This is a genomic window from Flavobacterium sp. LC2016-12 (assembly GCF_015351595.1).
Classification (GTDB): Bacteria; Bacteroidota; Bacteroidia; order Flavobacteriales; family Flavobacteriaceae; genus Flavobacterium.
The window spans coordinates 107,722-133,002 of record NZ_JADKPT010000010.1 but is presented as its reverse complement, the minus strand read 5'-3'; the positions used below and the strand labels follow the sequence as shown (position 1 = coordinate 133,002).

Here is a 25,281-nt window from a genome sequence, read left to right as displayed (position 1 = left end):
TAAGAGTATTAATTTATTTGTGCAAATTTACCTGCAATTTCAGGTTTCCCGTTAACTACAATAGTTAAATCCTGGTCTCCGTCTACGGTAAAAGTTGTTTCGTTGTGATTTACAGCTACTTTCAAAATTTGATTTCTGAAATTAATTTTAAACGAATAGCCTTTCCATTCTTTTGGAATTTTCGGAGAAAAATGAAGCTGGTCATTTTTAACACGCATTCCTCCAAAACCTTCTACAATGCTCATCCATGTTCCGGCCATTGATGTAATGTGACAGCCTTCTTCTACTTCTTTATTATAATCATCTAAATCCAGACGAGAAGTTCTTAAATAGAAAGTGTATGCCATATCCATTTTATCTAAATGTGCAGCCTGAATCGAGTGAACACAAGGCGAAAGTGAACTTTCATGAACCGTAAAAGACTCATAAAAATCAAAATTGCGTTCTAATTCTTCTTTAGAAAAATGATCTTCGAAGAAGTAGAAACATTGTAAAACATCGGCTTGTTTAATATAAGGAGAACGTAAAACACGATCCCATGACCACTTTTGATTGATTGGTCTTTGTGAACGATCTAAGTCTTTTACCGGAACTAAATCTTTGTCTAAGAAGCCGTCTTGCTGTAAATAAATACCCAGTTCTTTTGAAATAGGGAAGTACATATCGTCAGCTACTTTTTTCCATTCCTGAATTTCATTAGCAGATAACTTCACTTTTTCAAGAACACGTTTGTGATCCGCTGGATATTCTAAAGCTACTTTATTAATTTGTTCAGCTGCATAATCGATACACCATTTTGCAATATAATTGGTATAGAAATTATTGTTGATGTTATTCTCATATTCATTTGGACCCGTAACGCCCAAGATCACATATTGATTCTTTTCTTTAGAAAAAGAAGCTCTCTGATGCCAAAAACGTGCAATTCCGATTAATACTTCTAAACCTTTTTCAGGGATATAAGAGTAATCTCCGGTAAAACGGTAATAGTTATAAATCGCAAAAGCAATCGCACCATTTCTGTGAATTTCTTCGTGTGTGATTTCCCATTCGTTGTGGCATTCTTCTCCATTCATGGTAACCATTGGATACAGCGCTGCACCGTTTTTGAAACCTAAATTGTCTTTTGCATTTTCAATCGCTTTATCCAATTGATTGAAACGGTACGTCAATAAGTTACGAGCAACCTGCTGATCTTTTGTCGCCATGTAAAATGGAATACAATAAGCTTCAGTATCCCAATAAGTAGATCCACCGTATTTTTCTCCGGTAAAACCTTTTGGTCCAATATTCAAACGAGAATCTTTTCCTAAATAGGTTTGATTTAATTGGAAGATGTTGAAACGAATTCCCTGTTGTGCTTTTACGTCGCCATCAATTGTAATATCTGACATTTCCCATATTTTTGCCCAGGCATCAATTTGATTTTGAAGTAAAGCTTCATATCCTAAATTAACGGCAGCTTTTATTGTTTTTTCGGCTGCAGCCAAAGTGTTTTCGTGATTTAAAGAGACCGTATATCCACCAATTTTCTGAATGGATGAAGTTTGCCCTTTAGCAATAATAGTTCCGTAAGTAAACTGAACTTTATCTGTAGTTGAATCGATTGTTGAAGGCGAAATGTTTACGTTTTCTCCATTTGCAAAAATCGTATTGTGCATGAAAGTCGTGACTTTAAAATGCGTTTTAAAAGTCTGAGCTGTTACAAAAGCTTCGTTTGCACCTTTTTTTACTTCAAGAGGTTCCCAGAATTTTTCATCCCAATTGGCATCTTCATTGGTAACTCCGGCGTCGATATAAGGTTTGTAAACGATTTTTGCATCTTTGTTTAAAGGTGTGATGTCGTATTTAATGATTCCGGATTCGTCTAAATCTAATGAAAGAAAACGACGAACGTTTACAGCGATTTCAGTTCCGTTTTTAAGAACAGCTTCAAAAGAACGATTGTACCATCCTTCTCTCATATTCAATTCCCTGCGAAAGTTTCTAACTTCGGTGCAAGCATTTAAATCAAGATTTTCTTCGTTGATTTCTATGTCAATTCCAATCCAGTTTGGAGCGTTAAGAACTTTTGCAAAATACTTAGGATAACCGTTTTTCCACCAGCCCACTTTTGTTTTGTCTGGATAATAAATTCCGGCGATATAACTTCCCTGAAAAGTTTCGCCAGAGTATGTTTCTTCAAAATTGGCACGTTGCCCCATAGCACCGTTCCCAATACTAAAAAGACTTTCAGACGATTTTACTCTTTCTACATCAAATCCTTCTTCTATGATGGACCAATTGTCTGGTTTTATATAATCTTGATTCATTTTTTCTTTAATTAGATAATTGGGCAATTAGATAATTCTACAATTAGAAAATGTGTCAATTAGATAATTAGATAATTACCTCTTTGGCTCTCTTTTTCGATTTATCTGATTAATTGCTCGTTTGTACTATTTTACTTTTTTAATTAGTTGATTTATATTTTCAAACCAATTAGATAATTCGTCAATTAGATAATTAGAAAATTCACGTTCGGAAAATTATCTAATTATCTAATTCGCACATTTTCTAATTAATTAGTTTCTCAATAAACGTGGTGTTTATTTGGGTAAAATCTTTAAAAATATAATCAGCTTCATGTAAAATTGTTTCCTCACCAATTCCAACACTTACCATTTCTCCTATGTTTGCTGCCTGAATTCCGGCAACAGAATCTTCAAATACAATTGCATTTTTTGGATCAATATTTAATAATTGAGCCGCTTTTAAGAAAACTTCCGGATCTGGTTTGGCATTGGTAACGTCGTTTCCGTCAACAATAACATCGAAATACGAAAGGATTCCAGTTTTTTCAAGGATTGGTCGGGCATTTTTACTCGCAGAACCCAACGCAATTCCTTGGTTTTTATCTTTTAATAGTTTCAGAATTGTAAAAACTCCTGGAAGAATCTCGCTTTCGTCCATGTCAACTAAATAAGATAAGTAATCTTCATTTTTTTGAATCAGCCATTTGTCTTTGTCTTCCTGCGAAGCCTTAACATTTCCTAATCCAAGTATAATATCTAACGAACGTACACGGCTCACGCCTTTAAGCAGTTCGTTGTCTTCAAGCGTAAAATTTATATTTAAAGACTGAGCTATTTTTTGCCAGGCTAAAAAATGGTATTTGGCGGTATCAACGATCACGCCATCAAGATCGAATATGAATGCTTTTCTATTCATGAATTTCAATTTTAGTTCTGTTATTTACTCTCAGTGTAAGCAATCCGGCGAATATCATGGATACACCACCAATGATTAGAGCGTAAATAGGTTCATTATGAAAGAATTGTTTGATTACAAATCCTAAGATTGTTGCAGCTACAATTTGTGGTATTACTACGAAAAAGTTAAAAACACCCATGTAATAACCCATTTTAGCTGCTGGCAAAGCACCAGATAACATGGCGTATGGCATAGATAAAATACTTGCCCATGCAATACCAACGCCTAACATTGGAAGGATAAGCATTTGCTTGTCACCAATAAAATAAATAGAAATTAAACCAACACCTCCAGCACATAATGCTAGTAAATGGGTTGCTCTAACGCCTACTTTTTTAGCAATAATTGGTAATAAGAAAGCTACGGCAGCAGCGATTCCGTTATAAACAGTAAACAGAACCGAAACCCAGTCAGCAGCATCATTGTAAACTTTTGAAGTTGTATCTGTCGTTCCAAAAATGTGTTGTGTAACGGCTTGCGTAGTGTAAATCCACATAGAAAAAAGGGCAAACCAGGAGAAGAACTGAACCCAGGCCAATTTTTTCATTGTGGCAGGCATATTCAATAAATCAGTCATGATTATGGTGAAACCATTATTTACCTTAGAGCTTCTTAATTGAGAAGCTATCATAAATAAAATGCCCATAAAAACTAAACCAACAAAGAGAATATAGAGTTCTTTTGCTAAACTGTTTTCGAAAATTAAAAAGGAAACTAAAGATCCAATTGATGCTAATAATACTCCCAAAAACAATTGTCTTTTGATATTGCTTTTAGATTCTGTTTCGGGATTAATAATTTCTTCTCTGTCTTTTTTGCTTTGAAGTTCGAATGCATGAAGTTCTTCCGGTGTATATTCAGTTGTTTTAAAAACAGTCCATAAAACCGAAAGTAAAAATACGATACCTCCAATGTAGAAAGACCATTTAACCGAATCGGGGATAATTCCTTCAGGTGCAGTATTGCTTACTCCAAAGACATTTGTAAAAAGATACGGCAAAACAGAACCTACAACAGCACCAGTTCCGATAAAGAAACTCTGCATTGCAAAACCTAAGGTGCGTTGTTTTTCAGGTAAATTGTCACCTACAAAGGCACGAAAAGGTTCCATCGAAACATTTATCGACGCATCCATTATCCATAAAGTACCGGCAGCAATCCATAAAGTTGGAGAGTTGGGCATTATGAATAAAGCAACAGATGATAAAATGGCTCCAATTAAAAAATAGGGGCGACGTCTGCCTAAACGAGTCCAGGTTCTATCACTGAAATAACCAATTACAGGCTGAATTATTAAACCTGAAACAGGAGCAGCAATCCATAAAATTGGAATTTCATCAATTTTAGCACCAAGGGTTTCAAAAATTCTTGAAGTATTTGCGTTTTGCAGTGCAAAACCAAATTGTATTCCCAAGAAACCGAAACTCATGTTCCAAATTTCCCAGAAACTTAATTTACGCTTTTCCATTATCGTAATTAAAAAATTAATTAGACGATAAGCGCTTTGCTTATCAAAACTTACTATTTTTTCGAAGTAAAAGTAAAAGCTTTGACGGCCGTAAAAGTATAAATTATTTTTAGATATATGCTAACAAAAAAGCCATAAATACTCTTTATGGCTTTAGAAAAGGTTGATTTTAAGAATTTTAGTCAGTAGATTCTCTTTTTATTAAGTGCGTTTCTATAACTTCTGTAGTGTAATTTTCGTTTTCTTCATCGTCATCATCGTGTTCGGCTTCTAATCTTTCAATTAGCATTTTAGCTGCTTTATTTCCCATTTTTTCACCACTCTGACTTACGGTTGTAATACTTGGTGTGGAGTATTTAGAGATAATTCCATCTGTAAATGCAATGACAGCCAAATCTTCAGGAACTTTAAGCCCCATTTTATTGGCAGTTTTGATAATGGTTACGGCAAAAAGTTCATTTACAGCAAAAACAGCATCAAAGGCTCTATCATGCAAAAGCTGACTAATCGTTATTTCACAAGTATCTACATCTTCAATTTTAATGATTAAATCTTCATTGAAAGACAATCCGTTGTCTAAAAGTGCTTTTTCGTAACCATCCGTTCTTAATTTTCCAACACTTACATAATCAACAGTGGTAACTAAAGCGATCTTTTTTCTGCCATTATCAATCAAGCTCTGAACCGCTTCATAAGCAGCAGCTTTATCATCAATAATAACTTTATCGCATAAAATATCATTGGTTACACGATCGAACATTACAACCGGCATTCCTTGATTTATAACCTCGGTAATGTGGTGGAAGTCCCCTTTATACTGGGTTTCTTTAGAAAGAGACATGATAAATCCGTCGATGCTTCCGTTGGCCAACATCTCCATATTTAAGACTTCTTTATCAAAAGAATCATCAGATAAACAGATGACAACACTATAACCATTTTCGTTGGCTACCTGCTCAATTCCGTTGATTACAGTCGAGAAAAAATAATGTACAATTTCCGGAATGATAATGCCAATACTTTTGGTTTTTCGGTTTTTTAAACTAAGGGCAATATTGTTGGGTTTGTAGTTGTAAAACTTTGCAAAAGCCTGGACTTTTAAGCGTGTTTCTTCGCCTATTTCTAAGCTGTTTCTAAGTGATTTTGAGACAGTTGAAATAGATACGTCTAGTTCCTTTGCAATCTGTTTTAAAGTGATTTTGCGTTTCATATATAGTATTGAAAAAAATCTAATTAATAATAAAGGTATCTTTTATTTTCTGATTTAGCATTTTTTGACTTAAAAGATTACAAAAAATAGAAAGTTTTCAACACTATCACGTTTTCGTAAACCAATTAAAATGCCCTCTTGTTGAGCGTGTTAATTAATTCCTAATTTTGAAATTCGAAGTAAAATTAAAAACTTAACTAACAATCACAAACTCAAACTAATTTAAACAAAAAGTATGAAAACAATTTACAAAAAGTTGTTATTTTTATTCCTATTGTTGCCATTTACTGTGTTAGCTCAAAACACTTTAAGTGGGACTGTTGTCGATAAAGCAACGGGTCAGCCAATACCGGGAGTAAATGTAAATGTACAAGGTGCTCCAAGCGGTGCATCAACAGGATTTGATGGTAATTACCAACTGTCAAATGTTAAAAGCGGAAACAAAATTGTTGTTTCATTTATTGGATACAAAACACAAACCCTTGATTACAGTGGACAAAAAACGCTAAACGTTTCTTTAGAAGAAGATACGAATCAACTTAAAGAAGTTGTGGTGCAAGTAGGTTATGGAACTGTTAAGAAAAAAGACGCAACAGGTTCTGTATCACAAATCTCTGCAAAAGAATTTAATAAAGGTATTAATGTAACTCCAGAGAGTTTAATTAGTGGCCGTATTGCAGGTGTTAACGTTACAGGAGGCGGAGCACCAGGAGCAAAAGCGGATATTAGAATTCGTGGAGGATCATCATTGACTGCTTCAAATGAGCCATTAATCGTTTTGGACGGATTGCCTTTAAGTAATAGTGTTCCAAGTGGAGCGACAAGTATCTTATCTACAATTGATCCTAATGATATTGAGTCATTTACAGTTTTAAAAGATGCTTCTGCAGCAGCGATTTATGGATCAAGAGCTGCAAATGGTGTAATTGTAATTACAACTAAAAAAGGTACAAAAGGTGGCGTAAAAGTTAACTTTAGCTCTCAGGTTGGTATCAACACAGTAGCAAATCAGGTTGATGTATTAAGTGCTGATCAATTTCGTGAATTAGTAAATACTAAAGGTTCAGCGGCTCAACAAGCTTTAATGGGGACTGCAAATACAAACTGGCAGGATGAAATTTTCCATACTGCATTAACAACAAACAATAACATATCTGTTAGTGGTTCTTTATTTAATAAATTACCGGTACGTTTATCTGTAGGAAATGTTGATAATCCAGGAATCCTTAGAAACACTTCTTTTGAAAGAACTACGACATCGTTATCGTTAAATCCGGTTTTATTTGACAATCATTTAAAAATTGATATTAGCGGGAATTTATCTTTTGGAAAAAATCAATTTCAGGATGAAGGTGCAGTAATTGGAAGTGCTATTGGTTTTGATCCAACACAATCAGTTTACAGCGCTGGTTCTCGTTATGGAGGATATTTTGAATGGTTGGAAGCTAATGGAAACTTACCATTATTACCAGCAAGAAACCCAGTAGCAAGATTAAATCAAGACGAGAGAAGAGCAACTTCAACAAGAAAATGGGGAAATGTTAGATTAGACTATAAATTACATTTCTTTGAAGATTTAAGAGCTGTTGTAGAGGCAGGTATCGATAGATTCGATAGTAGTGGTTACACAGAAGTTAGTACTGAAAGTGCCTTAGGGTATCAGCCAAATGCTTTTAGTTCAGGGAATTGGACTAATGTTGGAAACTACTCAAGCTACACAGATATGTTGCAAAATAAAAACCTAAACGCCTACTTTAATTATACAAAAGATATTGGTAAAATTAAAATTGACGCAACAGCAGGTTATAACTATCAGTTATTCCAAAAAGAAAAATATCAATCGGGAGAAACTAGACAACCAAATCCTAATGAGGATGTTATTACTGATCCGGATATTAACTTACAATCTTACTTTGGACGTTTAACGTTGAATTATGATAGCCGCTATTTAGCGACAGTAAATTATAGAAGAGACGGAACTTCACGTTTCTCTGAAGATAACAGATGGGGTAATTTTGGAGGAGTTGCTTTAGCATGGAATGTTGCTGAAGAAGAGTTTTTAAAAGGTAACGAGACTTTGTCAAGTTTAAAATTAAGATTTGGATACGGTACAACAGGACAACAAGATATTCCTGCTCAGTATGATTATTTAAGACGTGTTACTTTAGGAACAATTAATACACAATATATTTTTGGTGGTCAGATATATTCTACTGCAAGACCAGAAGGATATAACGAAAATATTAAATGGGAAGAATTAGCTGAAACTAACGTTGGTATCGATTTTGGTTTCCTTAATGACAGAATTACAGGTACAGTAAACTACTTTGATAAAAAATCAAGTGACTTACTAGCTGATGTAGTAGTTCCTGACGGGGCAAACATTAGAAACCAAGGTACTTATAACATTGGTAGTGTAAGAACTAAAGGTATTGAGTTTAATATTCAGTCTGATATCGTTAAAAACGATAATTTAACTTGGAATGTTGCTTTTAATACAACTTATATTGATCAAAAAATTACAGATTTAGGAATTACTGTTCCTGGTTTCCAAGGTTACCTTTCGGGAGATAATATTGCAGGAGGTGCAGGAAATAAAATTCAGGTTAACTCAGTAGGGTATGCACCTAACTCATTCTTAGTTTACGAGCAATTATATGATGCTAATAAGAAACCAATTGCGGGTGCATATGTAGACAGAAACGGTGATGGAAAATTAGACGATGCAGATCGTTACAGATTTCACAAACCAACACCAGATTATACATTCGGTTTGTTCTCTACTTTAAACTACAAAAAGTTTGATTTTACAATGAACTGGAGAGCAAGTTTAGGAAATTACATTTTTGATAACGTAAGTTCTAATTTAGGTTATTCAGATGCAGGTTTAAGAAGACAAACAGATTTGTCTAATGTAAGCTCAGATTATCTTAATACTGGTTTCACTTTTGAAGATAATGGTACATCACGTTATTTGTCTAACTATTTTATTAAAGATGCTTCTTTTATCAAACTTGACAATGTAACTCTAGGGTACACTTTTGATAAGACATTACTTAAAGCGGCTTCTTTAAGATTCACAGCTGGAGTTCAAAATGTTTTTGTTCTTACAAAATATGACGGTTTAGATCCAGAGAAATTCAACGGAATCGATAACAATGTTTATCCAAGAGCCAGAACTTTCTTGTTTGGAGTAAATGCAAGTTTCTAATAGAATATTGAAAACAAATTTTAAAAACAAATAAAATGAAAATATCATTTAAATATATATCTTACTTTTTCCTATTCATTTTGGGATTAAGTATGACGCTTACTTCGTGTACAGACGATTTAAACGTGACACCGGGCGATGATGATGAGTTTCTATCTGAATCATTTTTTAAAGATCCGACATCATATAAACAAGTATTAGCAAAGTTATATGCGGGTTTGTATGTAGGAGGAAATGATGGAGACGGGCAAGCTGATATTGCGGGAATTGGAGGAGATTTTAGTAGCTACTTGAGATTACTTTTTGTAACTCAGGAATTGCCAACTGATGAAGCGGTTATTGCTTGGGCTGATGGTACTTTACCAACAATCAATACTCAAACATGGTCACCTGCAAACGAATTTTTAGCGGGAACATTTTCAAGAGCATTCTATGAAATTAGTGTTGCCAATGAATTTTTAAGACAAACAACAGATGAAAAATTGAATGAAAGAGGTGTTGATACTAATCTTAAAGCTGAAATTGCAACTTTTAGAGCTGAAGCTCGTTTCTTAAGAGCATTTTCGTATTATAACTTAATGGATTTGTTCGGAAATGTGCCGATTACTACAGAAAACGATCCAGTAGGTTTCTTTTATCCGGAACAAAAAACAAGAGCTGAAGTTTTTGCTTTTCTTGAAGCTGAATTGAAAGATTTAGATGGTAGCCTTGCTGCTCCAAAAACAAACGAATACGGAAGAATTGATAAAACAGCAGCTAAATTTTTATTAGCTCAAATGTATTTGAATTCTAAAGTTTATACAGGTACAGACAGAAATAATGATGCAGCTGTATTGTGTAATGAGATTATTACAAGTTCAGGATACGCATTTGCAGATGTTCCCTACAACTATTTGTTCTGTGCTGATAATGACAAAAATGGTGCGCAATCGGAATTTATTTTTCCTATTATAGGTGATGGAAATGCTATTAGAGCTATTGGTGGAGGAATGAGTTTTATTATACATGCTTCTATTGGAGGAACTATGGATGCTTCTACAAGAGGTATGGATGGTGGATGGTTCGGGACAAGAGCTCGTAAAGAGTTTGTTGCTCTTTTTCCTGATGCAACTGCTACCGGAGATAAAAGAGGAACGTTTTATACAGATGGTCAGTCTTTAGATATTAATAATATCGGAACTTTTACAGATGGTTATGCAGTTACAAAGTATAACAATACAAAATCTGATGGTTCTCCAGGTCAAAGAACAGATATGCCGGACACTGATTTCCCTATGTTTAGATTGTCTGATGCTTACTTAATGTACGCTGAGGCTACTGTGAGAGGTGCGTCTTCAGGGAATATTACAACTGCTGTAGGTTATATAAATAAAATCAGAACCAGAGCAAATGCTACACAAATTAGCGCAACAGATTTAACTCTTGATTTTATTTTGAATGAAAGAGGAAGAGAATTGTTCTGGGAATGCCACAGAAGAACTGATTTAATTCGTTTTGGAAAATTCACAGGTGGATCTAAAATCTGGCAATGGAAAGGTGGTTCTATGAATGGTACTGCAACAGAATCTTATAGAGATTTAATGCCTATTCCTTCAAGAATCATTCAGGCAAATCCAACTTTGAAACAAAATCCAGGATACTAACACCTTTATAAAACAGTAAAATGAAAAATATATATAAAATTTTAATCGCATTTATTGGTGTATTGGCGGTGTCATGTAATGCTGATGCTGTAGATGACAGGCCAATAGTTTCAGCTGTTTCAGTGCCAGAAATTACTGCACCGGCAACAGGAGCACAATTTGTTTTGGATGCTGATAAACCATCAGAAGTAGCTACAAAATTTACATGGTCACCTGCAGAATATTCAGCAGATGTCGTAGTGAAATATACTTTGTTAATTGATAAAAAAGGTGGAGATTTTAAATCTGCCAAAACACTAGCGACAACAAGTGGTGTAACTGAGGCTTCAATACTTGCTAAAGATTTAAATCAGGCAGCAATTGATCTTGGTGCAGCAACAGATGTTGTTTCTCAATTTGATGTAAAAATCACTTCAAGTGTTGCAGGTGCTATTCCTCAGGAAGGAAAAACATTAATTACAATAAGTGTAACGCCGTATACAGGTAGAGTTGATTATAACTTTACAGAATGGTATTTAGTTGGAGATGCAACTGTTTCAGGATGGGATAACAATAAAGGAAATCAAATCTTGTTTAGAAATCCAAAAAATTCAAACGAATATAAGTTTACTGGATTCTTTAAAAAAGGATATTTCAAAACAATTTCAAACTTAGGAAGCTGGGCTCCAATGTATGGTGGTTCTGGTGGAACTTTAGTGTACAGGGGAACAGAATCTGATCCGGATCCTGCAAGTATTGAAATAACTGCAGATGGATACTATACATTTGTTATGGATGTTGAGAAATTAACTTACAAACTTACTCCTTATGATGCTTCTGGTGCAACATTATATGCAACAGTGGGTATTATTGGAGACAGCACTCCTGGTGGCTGGGATTCTTCTACACCAATGATCAAATCTACTTTCAACGGACACATTTGGAGTCTTGGCGTAACTGCTTTGAAAGATGGTGGTCTTAAATTTAGAGCAAATGATAGCTGGGATGTTTCATGGGGTGGTAATACTGCTTTCTCAGGCGGCGGAACTGGTGATAATATACCAGTAGCTAAATCTAAATATCTAATTTATTTCAATGATTTAGACGGAAGTTATTTAATGATTCCAAATCAAGAGTAATATTTTTTGAAATATTTAAAAGGGCTATCGACAAGGTAGCCCTTTTTTAATCAAACTAACTAAATAACCACATTATGAAAAAAACTTTACTATTATTTTTCCTTTTGTTGTCAGCAATATCATTTGCACAACAGCAAACGGTAACTTACTCTGTAAGTCCAGCTACTTTTGAGGAAAACACCGCTGTTACCGTTACAATTAACGGAAGCAGTATTAACGAAAGTACCTGGGGAGTTACAGATCATTCTCTTTATATGTGGGCATGGGCTTTCGATACCAATGATACTACACAGAAAGGCACACCTAATAATGGAGCATGGGAGGCATCAAGTGATGCAAGTAAATTTACTTATAACTCCGTATCCGATACTTATACTAAGATCATTAGGCCAACAATATATTACAATGTAACCGGAATTGGTAAAATAGGTTTTTTGATTAAAGCAAAAAATGGTGCAGGGGATAAAAAATCACAAGATATTCTGGCCGAAGTAGGTTCTTTTCAGGTAACCTTAACAGCTCCTGTTGAAAATAGTACTACCATTATATCGTCAGGTTCAAATTTTAATATTACTGCAACAAACACAAATGGGGCGGCAAGCTATTCTTTAAAAGCGAATGGAACGGTAATTAATACGGTAGCAAGTGCATCAAGTTATACTTATTCCCACACTAATATTGTTAGCAATCAAAGTTATGAGTTGTTGGCAACTCAGGGAACGACTACTATTTCTAAAAAGTTTTCTGTTGTTGTAAATCCAAATACCGTTTCTGAAGCTATGCCTTCGGGATTAGTTGATGGAATTAATTACAATGCTACTGATGCTACAAAAGCAACTTTAGTTTTAGATGCACCTCTAAAAGATTTTGTTTATGTTGCCGGAAGTTTTAACAATTGGCAGCCTTCATCGGCCTATGCAATGAAGAAAGATCCTGTGTCAGGTAAGTTTTGGCTGGAATTGACAGGGTTAGTTTCTGGCGTAAACAATACCTATCAATATTGGGTGGTTGATGCAACTCCGCTGGCAAACTCCCCTTCAATGGTAAAGACCGCAGATCCTTATTCAACCTTGGTTTTGTCGCCTTATGATGATGGAGGAATTCCTGCGGCTTCATATCCAAATATGCCAGCTTATCCGACAGGGCAAACTTTTGAGGTTACAGTTCTTAAAACAGGTCAAACTGCATACAATTGGCAGGTAACGAATTTTACAAAACCAGAAAAAGATAAATTGGTTGTGTATGAAGTTTTAGTACGTGATTTTGATGCAGCAAGAAATTACCAAAGTTTAATTGATAAAATAGAATATTTTAAAACACTTAAAGTAAATGCAATCGAATTAATGCCGGTTATGGAATTTGAAGGCAATGAGAGCTGGGGGTATAATACTTCATTTCATATGGCTTTAGATAAATTTTATGGAACTTCAGATAAATTAAAAGAGCTAATTGATTTATGCCATCAAAACGGAATTGCAGTTATTCTTGACGTGGCTTTAAATCATGCTTTTGGAAGAAATCCTATGGTAAGAATGTGGATGAATGATGCTGATGGAGATGGTTTTGGTTCGCCAACAATCGAAAATCCTTATTTCAATACCGTAGCTAAACATAGTTATAGTGTTGGAGAGGATTTTAATCACCAGTCATTAAAAACACAGTATTATGTGGAGCGTGTGGTTAAACAATGGATTGAAGAATACAAAATTGATGGTTTCCGTTGGGATTTAACTAAAGGTTTTACTCAGGCTTGTACAGCCGCAGATGAGGCTTGTACAAACAGATACCAACAAGATAGGGTAGATATTTTGAAAAAATATGCTGATTATTCATGGGGTCTTGATCCTACACATTATGCTATTTTCGAACATTTAGGATCTGATGCTGAAGAACAGGAGTGGGCAAACTACAAAATCACTGAAACGCCGAGTAAAGGTATTATGATGTGGGGAAAAATGACAGATCAATACAATCAATTGTCAATGGGATACTCTACAGAGAATAATATTTCGAGAATGATGAGTTCAAGCCGTGGTTTTACAGCAAACCGTTTAATGGGTTATGCAGAAAGTCATGACGAAGAACGTGTGATGTATAAAAATGTACAATACGGAAATTCGTCAGGAAGTTATAATGTAAAAACATTAAATACAGCATTGTCAAGAATGTCGGCAATTGGAGCAGTTTCATTGTTGATTCCAGGGCCAAAAATGATTTGGCATTTTGGTGAATTAGGTTGGGATGATTCTATTTTTACTTGTAAAGACGGAAGCGTAAATGATGCTTCGGGAACTCTTTCCGGCGATTGTAAATTAGATACGAAACCACAGCCACAATGGGCAGAAAATTGGTTAGGAAATACGAATCGAAATAAAATTTATTACGATTGGGCAAAAATGATTAACCTGAAAGTAACGGAGCCAGTGTTTTCAGGTACAGCTACAATGGCAAATGCCAATACTTTGACGGTAAATGTAAAAATTACAAACAATAATCTTGCTGCAACACAATTAAAAGATGTATTGATTTTAGCCAATTTTGATGTGACAGCGAAAAATGTAGCCACTGGTTTTCAATACACTGGGACATGGTATAATTTAATGGATAATACTTCTATGAATGTAACTGATGTTAACGCTACGATAAATTTGGCACCTGGAGAATATAGAATTTATGGAAACAAAACAGCTAATCTGGCAATTCCTGAATTTGAAAAAGAGAACTCAGTTAATTTATATCCAAATCCGGTTTTAAATCATTTTACCTTAAATATTGCTCCGGCAAAAGTTCAGGTGTATGCAATATCTGGTCAATTGGTAAAAAGCTTTACTCCAAATGGTAATACCGATTTTCAATATGGCGTAAGCGATTTAAAAACAGGTTTATATGTCGTAAAAGCAATTGATGAAAATAATAAAGTTCAGGTGATGAAGTTTATTAAAAAATAAAATTTTAAAGTACAGTCATTATTTAAAATGATGAATGTTTGGTTAGTTTAGTAATGGGAAAGGGCTGTCATTTTTTTGACAGCCCTTTCAATTTTAAGTTGATTTGGTTTATTTTTTCTGATCATATTCTCCAATCATAGAAAAATAACCAAACGTTCCCAAGCCTAAAACGATTAATGGGGTAAGGATAAATAGGATAATAATTCCAAAGACTAAATCATCTTGTTTGTCTGATAAAAACTTAGGTAAGCCAAATTCAAACACACAAAAATAAGCAGCGGCAATGGAGAGTATAACCCACAAAACACCTAAAATTCTTTTAATTGTATTCATATTCTATGTAGGTATTAAAGGTGATTCGTTTTGTTTTTGTTGTCAATGTAAACCATTCCAATTACAAAGCAGACTGATGCAATAATAATAGGATACCAAAGTCCATCAAGATAAAATTCAGGTTTTCCATTCGCTTTCGCATGTGTTACAAAGTAGGTTGAAATCGCAGGAAGTAAACCTCCAAAAATTCCATTTCCAACATGGTAGGGCAGTGACATCGAAGTGTATCTGATTTTTGTTGGAAACATTTCTACTAAAAATGCAGCAATCGGGCCATAGACCATTGTTACAAATAATACCTGAATAAAAACCCAGAAAATTAACTTCCACTCATCTTCAGAATTTATTTTTATCGACATAGTGCTTTGAGATTCTTTTTTATTGGCAAAATCTGTTTTCTTTTCTGTATACGAAGTTCCGTCTGTAAAGGTTTTAGAAATTGTTGTTATTATGTCATTATTTTTAGTTGTTTCAATTTTTTGAGTTGTTTTTTCAACGATTTCGGTTTTGTAACTTACATTCGTGGTGTTGTACATTTCTTTGTAAATAGATCTGTAAGATAAAATGGCAAGTAACATTCCCAGCATCATAATATATTTTCGACCAACTTTGTCACTCAGCCATCCAAAAACAATAAAAAACGGAGTTCCTATTAAAAGAGCAATTCCTAAAAGTCCATCAACTTGTGAAGAGTCTACATTCATCACCATTTTCATAAAACTCATGGCGTAGAATTGGCCCGTATACCAAACAACGCCTTGTCCCATAGTAGCACCAAAAAGGGCCAATAAAACAAACTTTAGATTATATCGGTTTCCGAAACTTTCTTTAAGCGGATTCGTGCTTGTTGTACCTTCTTTTTTGGCTTTTGCAAATACAGGAGATTCATCCATGTTTTTTCGGATCAAATAAGAAACACCGACCATTACAATAGAAACCCAAAACGGGACACGCCATCCCCAGTTATCAAAGTCTTCTGCGGAAAGTATATTTTTAGTTACTAAGATAACCATCAATGAAATGAATAGCCCTACTGTTGCCGTAGTTTGAATCCAGGAAGTCCAATATCCTTTTTCACCAGCTGGGGCATGTTCGGCAACATAAGTCGCTGCGCCGCCATATTCGCCGCCAAGAGCAAGTCCTTGGAGTAAACGTAAAATTAAAACTAATAAAGGAGCTAAAAAACCTATAGTTTCATAACTTGGAATACAGCCTATTAAAAAGGTAGAACCACCCATTAATAATAAGGTAGCCATAAATGTATATTTTCGTCCAATAATATCTCCAAGTCTTCCAAAAAACAAAGCACCAAAAGGTCGAACTACAAATCCGGCAGCAAAAGTCGCTAAAGTCGATAAAAATGCAGCTGTAGGATTATCACTGGGAAAGAATTTGGTTGAAATAACAACAGCTAAACTACCAAAAATGTAAAAATCATACCACTCAATCATAGTTCCCATTGAAGAAGCCGAAATAACTTTCCAAATGCCTTTAGTAGAAGTTTTGCTCATAAAAACAATCTGTATTTTTAATAATGAATAAAATAGTATAGTATCGTTTTACGAATATATAAGATATTTATTTATATACTTAATACTTTTTTAACAAAAAGCGCTTAATTGTTGACATTGCGTTTTTTAGTAGTATTTAAGTTTCAAAGAGGGAGATTTTAGCAACAAAGGGCGCTAAGATTTACGCAAGCTTCGTAAAGAACGAGCGTCAAATTTAAAAAAAAATGGAAATAGGGTGTTGTAAAACATAGCCAACGGTTTCAACTGGTGACGGCTAATTTGTATAAATTAGATGTCTATCTTCAAGTTTGAAACTTTGGGCTATTGAAAATGATATAATGCAGGGTTATAATTTGGAGTTTCTTACGGTTAAAATTTATTGGAATTTGGACTCGAGCGACAGCGAATATCCGAGGCAATTTTAAAAATTGGAATTTAATTTTCCTCAAAAGTATTAAAAAAACAAAAAACCCGAATATTTCTATTCGGGTTTTAAACGTGGTACCTCCAGGGATCGAACCAGGGACACATGGATTTTCAGTCCATTGCTCTACCATCTGAGCTAAGGTACCGTGTTGTGCTCATTGCGGGTGCAAAGATAGAATCATTTTTCGTTTATCCAAAACATTTTTTTAAAAAAATCAATTCGTATCTTCGCATTGATAAAAAAACAAACATGGTTTTAACGGTTGATGTTGGAAACACTCGAATTAAAGCGGCTGTCTTTGAGGGGAGTACTGTTCTTGAAAATTTTGTTTTTGAGAAAAATGAACTCGAAAAAAAAATTAAAATAATTTTAGAAAAATTTCAAAATTGCTCCGATTTGGTTGTTGCTTCAGTCGGAAACGTCGAAAAACAATCTTTTTTGACATTCGAAAATCAGCTAAAAATCCATTTTTTAACACATGAAGATGTTTTTCCTTTTATAAATAAATACGCCACACCAAAAACATTAGGAATTGATCGAATGGTTTTGGCAGCCGGAGCTACTTTGCGATTCCCAAAACAAAATAGATTGGTTATTGATGCAGGAACTTGTATAACCTATGATTTTATCGACGAAAATGATAATTATCTGGGTGGAGCGATTTCGCCAGGCTTGAGATTGCGTTATGAAGCATTGCATAATTTCACAGCCAAGTTGCCTTTGCTGACTTTAGAGAGTCCTGAATCCTATATAGGAAACTCTACTAAAGAAGCGATTCATTCTGGAGTTGTCAACGGGTTCGTCTATGAGATTGATGGTTTTATCGATGAATATCGGGAGAACTTTTCAAATTTTATAATAATTTTAACGGGTGGCGATGCAGAATTTTTGGCTAAACGATTAAAAAATACCATATTTGCCAATTCAAATTTCCTACTGGAAAGTTTGAACCAAACATTTCAATATAAAATCGACAATGATTAAAAAAATTATAATAAGTGCTTGTTTACTTATCTCGTTCGTTTCATTTGCTCAGCAAGGTACAGCTTCTCCTTATTCTTTTTACGGAATTGGTGATGCAAGATTCAAAGGAACACTCGAAAACAGATCTATGGGTGGGGTATCGGTAGAACAGGATAGTATTCACTTGAATATTGATAATCCTTCAAGTTATGCTAGTTTAGGACAAACTACATTTACAGTTGGAGGAAGTTTTGGAACATCTACATTGAAAAATAGTAATGAATCTGCAAAAGCACAAAGAGCTACTTTTGATTATTTAGCAGTGGGAATTCCTATGGGTAAATTTGGAGCTGCTTTTGGTTTGGTACCATTGTCTTCTGTTGGATATAAAATTTTTAATAACAATACAGATGTTTCCGGTGCAACAAACAATCAGTTCGAAGGAAAAGGTGGTGTAAATAAAGTGTTTTTTGGTTTAGGGTATAAATTAATGCCAAATTGGAATATTGGAGCAGATGCACAATATAATTTTGGGCAAATAACAACTACAAGTGTTGAGGGTATTACAGATGTTGCAAGTGCAACACGTGAGACAAATCAATCTGAATTGTCTGGTGTAAATTTTAATCTAGGTACAATGTATCAAAGAAAGATTTATAAGAAAATGAGTTTGTTTACGAGTTTAAACTATACTTTCGCAAGTAATTTAAAGTCCAATAATGAAAGAATTATTTCGGTTTCCGGAGATCCGGATCCTTATGAGTATCCAAAAACGGAAACTGATTTGAAATTACCGAACAAATTAACAATTGGTATTGGTGTTGGAGAAGCAAGAAAATGGTTAGTTGGTACTACGTTAGCTTTTCAGGGCGATGGTAGATATGCTAACTACTACAACTCTAGTGACGATGTGCGCTATGAAAAATATTCAAAATATGCAGTTGGTGGATATTATATTCCGAATTACACCTCGTTTTCAAGTTATTTCAGCAGAATTACTTATAGAGCGGGTTTAAAATATGAAAAGATTGGTTTAGTGATTAACAATGAGTCTATTAATGATGTTGGAATGACTTTAGGAGCTGGATTCCCTATTACAGGATCTTTTTCAAATGTGAACTTAGGTCTTGAATTTGGTAAAAGAGGAACTACAGCTGCAGGTTTAATTCAGGAAAATTACTTCAACTTTAGTTTAAGTTTCTCTTTTAACGATAAATGGTTCGTAAAAAGTAAATTCAACTAAACATAAGATTTTATGTTTTTTTAAGCTCATTACAATTTACTACATTTGGCAAATGAATTTACCAAAGAAATATATTATAAACGCTGTCACAGTTCTTGCTGTGACACTGTTTTTTGGATGCGAAAGTAATTTTAAGGAAGTTCAAAAAATTAACTTTTCAGAATTTGTTCCAGGAAGTGATGTTGATACAGTTAACATAAAATATACAGATTCCGGACGTATTACAGGCGTGCTTAAAAGCAGGAAAATGTTGGATTATTCTAATCTTGAATTTCCATTTACTGAATTCCCAAAAGGAATCGATGTTACACTGTATGATAAAAAACAAAAGCGTACTTTTATAAAAGCAAATTATGCCGTTTCTTATAAGGAAACTGGTATTATAGATTTGCAGGGAAAAGTAAAAATCACATCAGAAACTGGTCAGATGCTTGAAACGGAACAGCTTTATTTTGATCAGAAAAACGAATGGTTTTACACCGAAAGAAAGTTCAAGCTTACAGATGCCAAAGGAGTTTCAAACGGTCAGGGAATCGATTTTAGTAAAGATTTTAAAGTGATAAATTCACAACGAATAACAGGCGAATTAGAAGCCAACGAATAAAACAATTATGGGTTACTTAAAATATACACAATACGTTTATATCGCATTTGCGGTTTACTTTATCTACGACGGGGTTATCAAGTTGAATGAAGGTAGTGAAAACTATGCTTTGAGCTTTATAATTGCCGGAATGGCAGTTTTTATGTTTTTCTTCAGAAGAAAATTTGTCAAGAAATTTGATGATCGTAATAAAAAACAGTAAAAATGGAAATTAGTATTATAATACTTTGTTTAATACTATCCGCCTTTTTTTCAGGAATGGAAATAGCCTTTATTTCCTCGAATAAAATTTATCTTGGAATCGAAAAGAAACAAGATAATTTTGCCTCCCAAATCTTAACTAAACTTACCGAAAATCCTTCAAAATTTATTGCTGCAATGTTAATTGGTAACAATGTTGCCTTGGTAATTTATGGGTTTTTCATGGGAGATTTGGTTTTAAGATGTATCACCAAGTTAGGATTTCATTTTTCAGATATCACTAGTTTATTGATTCAGACTGTCATTTCAACTTTTATAGTTTTAATTACGGCTGAATTTCTCCCAAAAGTTTTTTTTCAGATCTATGCCAATTCATTGATTAAGATTTTGGCTGTTCCTGCTTATTTGTTTTATCGATTATTCTATTATATATCTACTTTTTTTATCTGGATTTCAGATTTTGTTTTAAGGAAATTTCTCAAAACAGAAGGAGATCAGGTACAATTGTATTTTAGTAAAGTAGAGCTTGGGAATTACATAACCGAGCAAATGAATTCGGTTGAAGATGATGAAGAAGTAGATTCTGAAATTCAAATATTTCAAAATGCATTGGAATTTTCAGGTGTAAAAGCGCGTGATATTATGACGCCCCGTACTGAAATTGTTGATATTGATTTATTTGATAGTATTTCAGATCTTAAAGAACTTTTTATTGAGACAGGCTATTCTAAAATTGTAGTGAGCCAAAATTCACTTGACGATATCGTGGGTTATGTGCATTCATTTGATTTGTTTAAAAAGCCAAAAACAATAAAATCAGTTTTGATGACGGTAGAGTTTGTTCCGGAAACTATTTTGATAAAAGATGCTTTAAATCTTTTGATTAAAAAGAGAAAAAATGTCGCTGTTGTCTTAGATGAATACGGAGGTACTTCAGGGATTATTACAATAGAAGATATTGTTGAGGAGTTGTTTGGAGAAATTGAAGATGAACACGATTTAGATGAAGAACTAATTGAGCAGGAATTGGGAGAGGGTAAGTATTTGTTTTCTACAAGATTAGATGTGGAGTATTTGAATGAAACCTATAAGCTAATGATCCCTGAAGAAGATTCATACGGTACTCTGGGCGGGTTTATTGTCAACTTTACGAAGGAAATCCCTCAAAAAGGAGAAGAAATTGTAATAGATCACTATCATTTTGTGATAGAAGAAGCTACAAATAAGAAAATTGAATTGGTAAAAATGACAGTAAAAGAGTGATTTCTTTTATTAATTAAAAAAATTGTGCAAAATAAATTGCTAGTTGTATTGTTATTAACTAGATAATTGTATTTTCGCAAACTGAATATAAAATTAACGATAATAAAAATGGCAGTTTTAGCAAAAATTAGACAGCGTTCCGCTTTATTGATAGGAGTTATTGCACTTGCATTATTTGCATTTATAATACAAGATCTAATCGGTAAAGGGACATTTAGTCAAAGTTCAAAGGATGTGGGAAGCATCGACGGAAAAGATATTTCATTTGAAGACTTTAGAGTTAAAGTTAGTAATGTTGAAAAAAGTGGGCAAGGGATTACTTCCACTGAAGCTGCAAACAGAGTTTGGGACCAAGAGGTTTCAATCGCATTATTATCAGCTCAGTTTGATAAATTAGGATTGAGAGTTGGTGAAAAACACTTACTTGAAGTTTTGAAAGCAGATCCAAACATTGGAAAAAACCCAATGTTCCTAAATGCAGCAGGTATGTTTGACGTTGTGAAATTCAAAGAGTATTTCAAAACAAATCCTGAAGCAGCTCAATATATTTCTGCAAAAGAAAAAGATGCTGAATTGAATGCAAAATTTCAAATCTACAATACGTTAATCAAATCTGGACTTTACACAACTGCTAGTGAAGGAAAGTTGAAATACGAAATGGAAGCTAACAAAGTAAACTTTGCTTATGCAGGTGCATTATATTCTTCTATTAAAGACAGTGATGTAAAAGTTTCTGATGATGAAATTGTTGATTATATGAAGAAAAACGAGAAGAAATTCAAAGCGGATGAAACTCGTGAAATTCAATATGTTTTAGTAGAAGATAAAGCTTCAAAAGAAGATGAAGCTGAAATTAAAGCTAAAATCACAGGATTATTAAACGGAAGTGTTGTTTATAATGCTAAAACTGGTAAAAACGATACTTTGGCTGGTTTTAGAAATGCAACTAACATAGCTGAATTTGTAAATGCAAATTCTGATGTTCCTTATGATTCTACTTATGTAGCTAAAAATAGTTTACCTGCAGTAGATGCTGATAAATTATTCAGCTTACCTGCCGGAGCAATTTATGGGCCTTACGTATACGGAAGATATTACGCTATCTCTAAATCTTTAGGGTTTAAAGCTGGAGTGAATGCAAAAGCTAGTCATATCTTAATTGGTTACGAAGGATCTCAAACTCCAAACCAAAAAGAAAAAAGAACTAAGGAAGAAGCTAAAGCTAAAGCTGAAGAAATTTTAGCTCAGGTTCAGGCTAATCCGGATAGTTTCATGATGTTGGCTTTTACAAGTTCTGATGATTCATCTGCACAACAAGGTGGTGATTTAGGATATTTTGGTCCAAACCAAATGGTAAAACCATTCAATGATTTTGTATTCAGTAACGGAATAGGAAAAGTTGGTTTAGTAGAAACTCCTTTTGGTTTCCACATTATCAAAATTACTGATAAACAAGACGGAATTCGTTTAGCTACAATTGCTCAAAAAATTGAGCCATCTGAAGCTACTTCTGATAAAGTATTTACATTGGCAACTAAATTCGAAATGGATGCTGCTGATAAAGATTTTGCTGCTACAGCAAAAGGATTAGGCTTAAAAGTTGCTGCTCCGGTAACTGCAAAAGCTATGGACGAAGCATTTGGTCCATTAGGGAATCAACGTAACATTGTAAGATGGGCATTTGATAAAGAAACAAGTATTGGAGATGTTAAACGTTTTGAATTAGCAAATATTGGTCACGTAATTGCTCAATACAAAAGCGAAAACAAATCTGGTTTAGTATCTGTTACTATGGCTAGACCATATGTTGAGCCAATCTTGAAAAACAAGAAAAAAGCTGAAATGTTAAAAGCTAAAATGACAGGATCAAGCCTTGAAGCTATTGCTAAAAGTGCTGGTGTAGCTGTTCAACAAGCAACTAACGTAACTCTTGATAATCCGGTTTTACCTGGAGGAGTTGGACAAGAGCCAAAAGTTGTTGGAAATGCATTTGCATTAACTGCAAACAAAGTTTCTGCTCCAATCGAAGGAAATACTGGTGTATATGTTGTAAAAAACATCAGTACTGTAAAAGCTCCGGCAATTGCTAACCATGCAGAATATGTTGCTAAAGTAAAAGCTCAAAGCGCATCTGATGCAAGCAGAATTTTACCAGCGTTGAAAAACAATGCTAAAATAGAAGATAACAGATTGCAATTTAATTACTAATATTTAGTACTTAATTATCATATAAAACCCGAAACATTTTAAATGTTTCGGGTTTTTTGTTTTTAATGTCTTCTGTAGCAATTACCTGCGCTTTTTATTTAATTATATAGGAATAATCGAAATATAATTTAAAATATTTGTGGTTTTCAAAATTTAACAGTTAATTTGCTCGAATTTTCGTTTTAGGAAATTAGATTTGATTTAATGAATGTTAATTAAAATGTGTGGAAAAATGACAAAAAATTACCTTAATAATCAAGTGCTTAATGTTTTTTGTGTTTAACTTTTTTAAAAGAAAGCCTAGAGTATATTCCAAAATAGAAAACCATATTTATGGAATAATAACGGAACTTTTAAAAGTGAGCAGCACCGATATCAATGTCGATGAGCTAGGCGGTAAGTACTACTTAAGTAACGAAGAACAGCATTTTAAAGTTACTATTTTAAGTAATGATTATGTTATTAGGCTAACGAATACTCGTGATTCTGTTGCTGAAAAGTATGATAAGATTTTTGTAGAAGATGTCTTAAAAGCAGTAAAAGAAGAGAAACATCGGCGGATGGAATTAGTGTATGATTCTATTAATAATAGTATCGAAAAAATGGCAGAACGTTTGCATAATACACTGATAGAATCTAATGAACAGGAAAGTCAAAAGGTTCGTCGTTTAGAGACAAAAGATATTAAAAACAAAAAAGTGAATTATTAAATTCACTTTTTTGTTTTTAAATGGTATCTCGATTTACATCTGTAAAATCATTTCGTCATAAGAAAGGATTGTTTCATATCCTTTGCTTGTAAAATATTCTTTTGGATTTTCTTTTGAAATTGCCATTACAAAGTCGCCACCCCAAGCGCCAAGACTCTTGACTACCCCGTTAAAATCTGGAAATGCGATTTCTTTAATAGTTTCCAATTCAAGAATATTGCTCAAATGAATTTCGTGTTTTTCTACAAAATGAGCAAACTCATTAAGTGTTTTTGCTTCTAGAATAGCTTTTGTGATTTTATTGTTGTCCACAATATTTTCCGCTAAATTTTCATTTTTATTGTTGTAATAAGCAGTGATCGCTACTTTACTACTTTGTTTCTTATTTAGGTAAACAAAAAAAATGTTTTTACTGAATTCGGGATTAAATACTGTCTTTTCCACAATTGGTAAACTTTGTTCTAATCTATATACAATTGGTGTGTTGTTTTGCGCGCACGCGATATCATAGCCGCTACCTCCAAAACTGTTTTTAAGCAATGTAAAGGCATCAATTTTGGCCCACTGTGCTATATTGTTTAATAGCGTTGACGAAGTGCCTAATCCCCAGTTTTTAGGAAATGTCAAATGTGTGCTAATTTCATACCCTTCAGCTTTATTTATGAAATCAGCGTTTAAAAGGTAGGCTTCATGTAAAATAGTGATCAATGTAGTTTTTACGGTTTCTATTTTTGCTTCAACATTGTTTATGATTTCAGAAAATGAAATAACATCTTCAAACCAGAGTTGATCATCATAATTATAACTTTTCCATATTATTTCCTGATTTTGCCCCTTTTTTACGATCAAGTTTTGACCAAATTTGGTAGGTAAAGCAAATGCTTTAGCTCCGTCTAAAACTAGATATTCGCCCGTTATTAAAAGTTTTCCGTTACTGTAAAAGGTTGTTTTCATTCTCTTAATAAGGT

General features: G+C 33.8%; 18 protein-coding genes and 1 tRNA gene. 11 read left to right on the top strand and 8 right to left on the bottom strand.

Annotated features, from left to right (window positions below):
* Window positions 1-8: 8 nt before the first annotated feature.
* The 4 genes from IRZ99_RS15885 to IRZ99_RS15870 form a co-directional block, all read right to left on the bottom strand.
* Entirely contained in the window at window positions 9-2,312 is a 2,304-nt protein-coding gene (locus IRZ99_RS15885; RefSeq protein ID WP_194658197.1) for a glycoside hydrolase family 65 protein, read from the bottom strand.
* A 244-nt stretch (window positions 2,313-2,556) separates the two neighbouring features.
* Window positions 2,557-3,210, bottom strand: a complete 654-nt coding sequence (pgmB, locus tag IRZ99_RS15880; protein ID WP_194658196.1) for a beta-phosphoglucomutase — start codon at window positions 3,208-3,210, stop codon at window positions 2,557-2,559.
* Complete coding sequence (locus IRZ99_RS15875; RefSeq protein WP_194658195.1) at window positions 3,203-4,720, bottom strand: MFS transporter; 1,518 nt, start codon at window positions 4,718-4,720, stop codon at window positions 3,203-3,205. The genes pgmB and IRZ99_RS15875 overlap by 8 nt, the downstream gene beginning before the upstream one ends.
* Window positions 4,721-4,898: 178 nt before the next feature.
* A complete protein-coding gene (locus tag IRZ99_RS15870; RefSeq protein ID WP_194658194.1) occupies window positions 4,899-5,930 on the bottom strand; it encodes a LacI family DNA-binding transcriptional regulator in 1,032 nt (343 codons plus the stop codon).
* A 235-nt stretch (window positions 5,931-6,165) separates the two neighbouring features.
* Between IRZ99_RS15870 and IRZ99_RS15865 the strand changes: the two genes are divergently transcribed.
* The 4 genes from IRZ99_RS15865 to IRZ99_RS15850 all read left to right on the top strand — a co-directional run bounded on the left by IRZ99_RS15865 (window position 6,166) and on the right by IRZ99_RS15850 (window position 14,850).
* Window positions 6,166-9,141, top strand: coding sequence for a TonB-dependent receptor (locus IRZ99_RS15865; protein ID WP_194658193.1), 2,976 nt, complete (start codon window positions 6,166-6,168; stop codon window positions 9,139-9,141).
* 35 nt (window positions 9,142-9,176) lie between these two features.
* Window positions 9,177-10,784 carry a RagB/SusD family nutrient uptake outer membrane protein gene (locus IRZ99_RS15860; RefSeq protein ID WP_194658192.1) on the top strand — a complete coding sequence of 536 codons (1,608 nt, stop codon included), beginning with the start codon at window positions 9,177-9,179 and terminating at the stop codon, window positions 10,782-10,784.
* Window positions 10,785-10,804: 20 nt separating this feature from the next.
* Complete coding sequence (locus IRZ99_RS15855) at window positions 10,805-11,902, top strand: SusE domain-containing protein (RefSeq protein ID WP_194658191.1); 1,098 nt, start codon at window positions 10,805-10,807, stop codon at window positions 11,900-11,902.
* 74 nt (window positions 11,903-11,976) lie between these two features.
* On the top strand, window positions 11,977-14,850 hold the full coding sequence (locus IRZ99_RS15850; RefSeq protein ID WP_194658190.1) for an alpha-amylase family glycosyl hydrolase: 2,874 nt from the start codon (window positions 11,977-11,979) through the stop codon (window positions 14,848-14,850).
* 108 nt (window positions 14,851-14,958) lie between these two features.
* Here IRZ99_RS15850 and IRZ99_RS15845 read toward each other — a convergent pair whose 3' ends face one another.
* From IRZ99_RS15845 to IRZ99_RS15835, 3 genes are all read right to left on the bottom strand, one after another.
* Window positions 14,959-15,183 (bottom strand): DUF6814 family protein, encoded by a 225-nt coding sequence (locus IRZ99_RS15845; RefSeq protein ID WP_072970345.1) that lies wholly within the window; start codon window positions 15,181-15,183, stop codon window positions 14,959-14,961.
* A 14-nt stretch (window positions 15,184-15,197) separates the two neighbouring features.
* The gene (locus IRZ99_RS15840; RefSeq protein WP_194658189.1) at window positions 15,198-16,694 is read right to left on the bottom strand and encodes an MFS transporter; all 1,497 of its coding nucleotides are present in this window, start codon (window positions 16,692-16,694) and stop codon (window positions 15,198-15,200) included.
* Between the two features lie 499 nt (window positions 16,695-17,193).
* Window positions 17,194-17,266, bottom strand: a tRNA-Phe gene (locus IRZ99_RS15835).
* 104 nt (window positions 17,267-17,370) lie between these two features.
* Between IRZ99_RS15835 and IRZ99_RS15830 the strand changes: the two genes are divergently transcribed.
* The 7 genes from IRZ99_RS15830 (at window position 17,371) to IRZ99_RS15800 (ending at window position 24,313) form a co-directional block, all read left to right on the top strand.
* Window positions 17,371-18,105 carry a type III pantothenate kinase gene (locus tag IRZ99_RS15830; RefSeq protein WP_194658188.1) on the top strand — a complete coding sequence of 245 codons (735 nt, stop codon included), beginning with the start codon at window positions 17,371-17,373 and terminating at the stop codon, window positions 18,103-18,105.
* On the top strand, window positions 18,098-19,327 hold the full coding sequence (locus IRZ99_RS15825; protein ID WP_194658187.1) for a hypothetical protein: 1,230 nt from the start codon (window positions 18,098-18,100) through the stop codon (window positions 19,325-19,327). The genes IRZ99_RS15830 and IRZ99_RS15825 overlap by 8 nt, the downstream gene beginning before the upstream one ends.
* Before the next feature lie 52 nt (window positions 19,328-19,379).
* Window positions 19,380-19,931, top strand: a complete 552-nt coding sequence (gene lptC, locus IRZ99_RS15820) for an LPS export ABC transporter periplasmic protein LptC (protein WP_194658186.1) — start codon at window positions 19,380-19,382, stop codon at window positions 19,929-19,931.
* A gap of 7 nt (window positions 19,932-19,938) precedes the next feature.
* The gene (locus IRZ99_RS15815; protein WP_194658185.1) at window positions 19,939-20,133 is read left to right on the top strand and encodes a hypothetical protein; all 195 of its coding nucleotides are present in this window, start codon (window positions 19,939-19,941) and stop codon (window positions 20,131-20,133) included.
* A 2-nt stretch (window positions 20,134-20,135) separates the two neighbouring features.
* Window positions 20,136-21,395: a hemolysin family protein gene (locus IRZ99_RS15810; RefSeq protein WP_194658184.1), complete on the top strand. Its 1,260-nt coding sequence runs from the start codon at window positions 20,136-20,138 to the stop codon at window positions 21,393-21,395.
* A gap of 108 nt (window positions 21,396-21,503) precedes the next feature.
* Complete coding sequence (locus IRZ99_RS15805) at window positions 21,504-23,603, top strand: peptidylprolyl isomerase (protein ID WP_194658183.1); 2,100 nt, start codon at window positions 21,504-21,506, stop codon at window positions 23,601-23,603.
* A gap of 359 nt (window positions 23,604-23,962) precedes the next feature.
* Window positions 23,963-24,313 (top strand): hypothetical protein, encoded by a 351-nt coding sequence (locus IRZ99_RS15800; protein ID WP_370527667.1) that lies wholly within the window; start codon window positions 23,963-23,965, stop codon window positions 24,311-24,313.
* 33 nt (window positions 24,314-24,346) lie between these two features.
* On the opposite strand, the gene IRZ99_RS15795 is transcribed toward IRZ99_RS15800, so the two are convergent.
* Window positions 24,347-25,267, bottom strand: coding sequence for a GYDIA family GHMP kinase (locus IRZ99_RS15795; RefSeq protein ID WP_194658181.1), 921 nt, complete (start codon window positions 25,265-25,267; stop codon window positions 24,347-24,349).
* Window positions 25,268-25,281 lie beyond the last annotated feature (14 nt).

What these genes read in the sequence shown, in the direction of transcription:
- IRZ99_RS15885 (WP_194658197.1), bottom strand. Translation starts at nt 2,312, where the DNA reads ATGAATCAAGATTATATAAAACCAGACAATTGGTCCATCATAGAAGAA.
- pgmB (WP_194658196.1), bottom strand. Translation starts at nt 3,210, where the DNA reads ATGAATAGAAAAGCATTCATATTCGATCTTGATGGCGTGATCGTTGAT.
- IRZ99_RS15875 (WP_194658195.1), bottom strand. Translation starts at nt 4,720, where the DNA reads ATGGAAAAGCGTAAATTAAGTTTCTGGGAAATTTGGAACATGAGTTTC.
- IRZ99_RS15870 (WP_194658194.1), bottom strand. Translation starts at nt 5,930, where the DNA reads ATGAAACGCAAAATCACTTTAAAACAGATTGCAAAGGAACTAGACGTA.
- IRZ99_RS15865 (WP_194658193.1), top strand. Translation starts at nt 6,166, where the DNA reads ATGAAAACAATTTACAAAAAGTTGTTATTTTTATTCCTATTGTTGCCA.
- IRZ99_RS15860 (WP_194658192.1), top strand. Translation starts at nt 9,177, where the DNA reads ATGAAAATATCATTTAAATATATATCTTACTTTTTCCTATTCATTTTG.
- IRZ99_RS15855 (WP_194658191.1), top strand. Translation starts at nt 10,805, where the DNA reads ATGAAAAATATATATAAAATTTTAATCGCATTTATTGGTGTATTGGCG.
- IRZ99_RS15850 (WP_194658190.1), top strand. Translation starts at nt 11,977, where the DNA reads ATGAAAAAAACTTTACTATTATTTTTCCTTTTGTTGTCAGCAATATCA.
- IRZ99_RS15845 (WP_072970345.1), bottom strand. Translation starts at nt 15,183, where the DNA reads ATGAATACAATTAAAAGAATTTTAGGTGTTTTGTGGGTTATACTCTCC.
- IRZ99_RS15840 (WP_194658189.1), bottom strand. Translation starts at nt 16,694, where the DNA reads ATGAGCAAAACTTCTACTAAAGGCATTTGGAAAGTTATTTCGGCTTCT.
- IRZ99_RS15830 (WP_194658188.1), top strand. Translation starts at nt 17,371, where the DNA reads ATGGTTTTAACGGTTGATGTTGGAAACACTCGAATTAAAGCGGCTGTC.
- IRZ99_RS15825 (WP_194658187.1), top strand. Translation starts at nt 18,098, where the DNA reads ATGATTAAAAAAATTATAATAAGTGCTTGTTTACTTATCTCGTTCGTT.
- lptC (WP_194658186.1), top strand. Translation starts at nt 19,380, where the DNA reads ATGAATTTACCAAAGAAATATATTATAAACGCTGTCACAGTTCTTGCT.
- IRZ99_RS15815 (WP_194658185.1), top strand. Translation starts at nt 19,939, where the DNA reads ATGGGTTACTTAAAATATACACAATACGTTTATATCGCATTTGCGGTT.
- IRZ99_RS15810 (WP_194658184.1), top strand. Translation starts at nt 20,136, where the DNA reads ATGGAAATTAGTATTATAATACTTTGTTTAATACTATCCGCCTTTTTT.
- IRZ99_RS15805 (WP_194658183.1), top strand. Translation starts at nt 21,504, where the DNA reads ATGGCAGTTTTAGCAAAAATTAGACAGCGTTCCGCTTTATTGATAGGA.
- IRZ99_RS15795 (WP_194658181.1), bottom strand. Translation starts at nt 25,267, where the DNA reads ATGAAAACAACCTTTTACAGTAACGGAAAACTTTTAATAACGGGCGAA.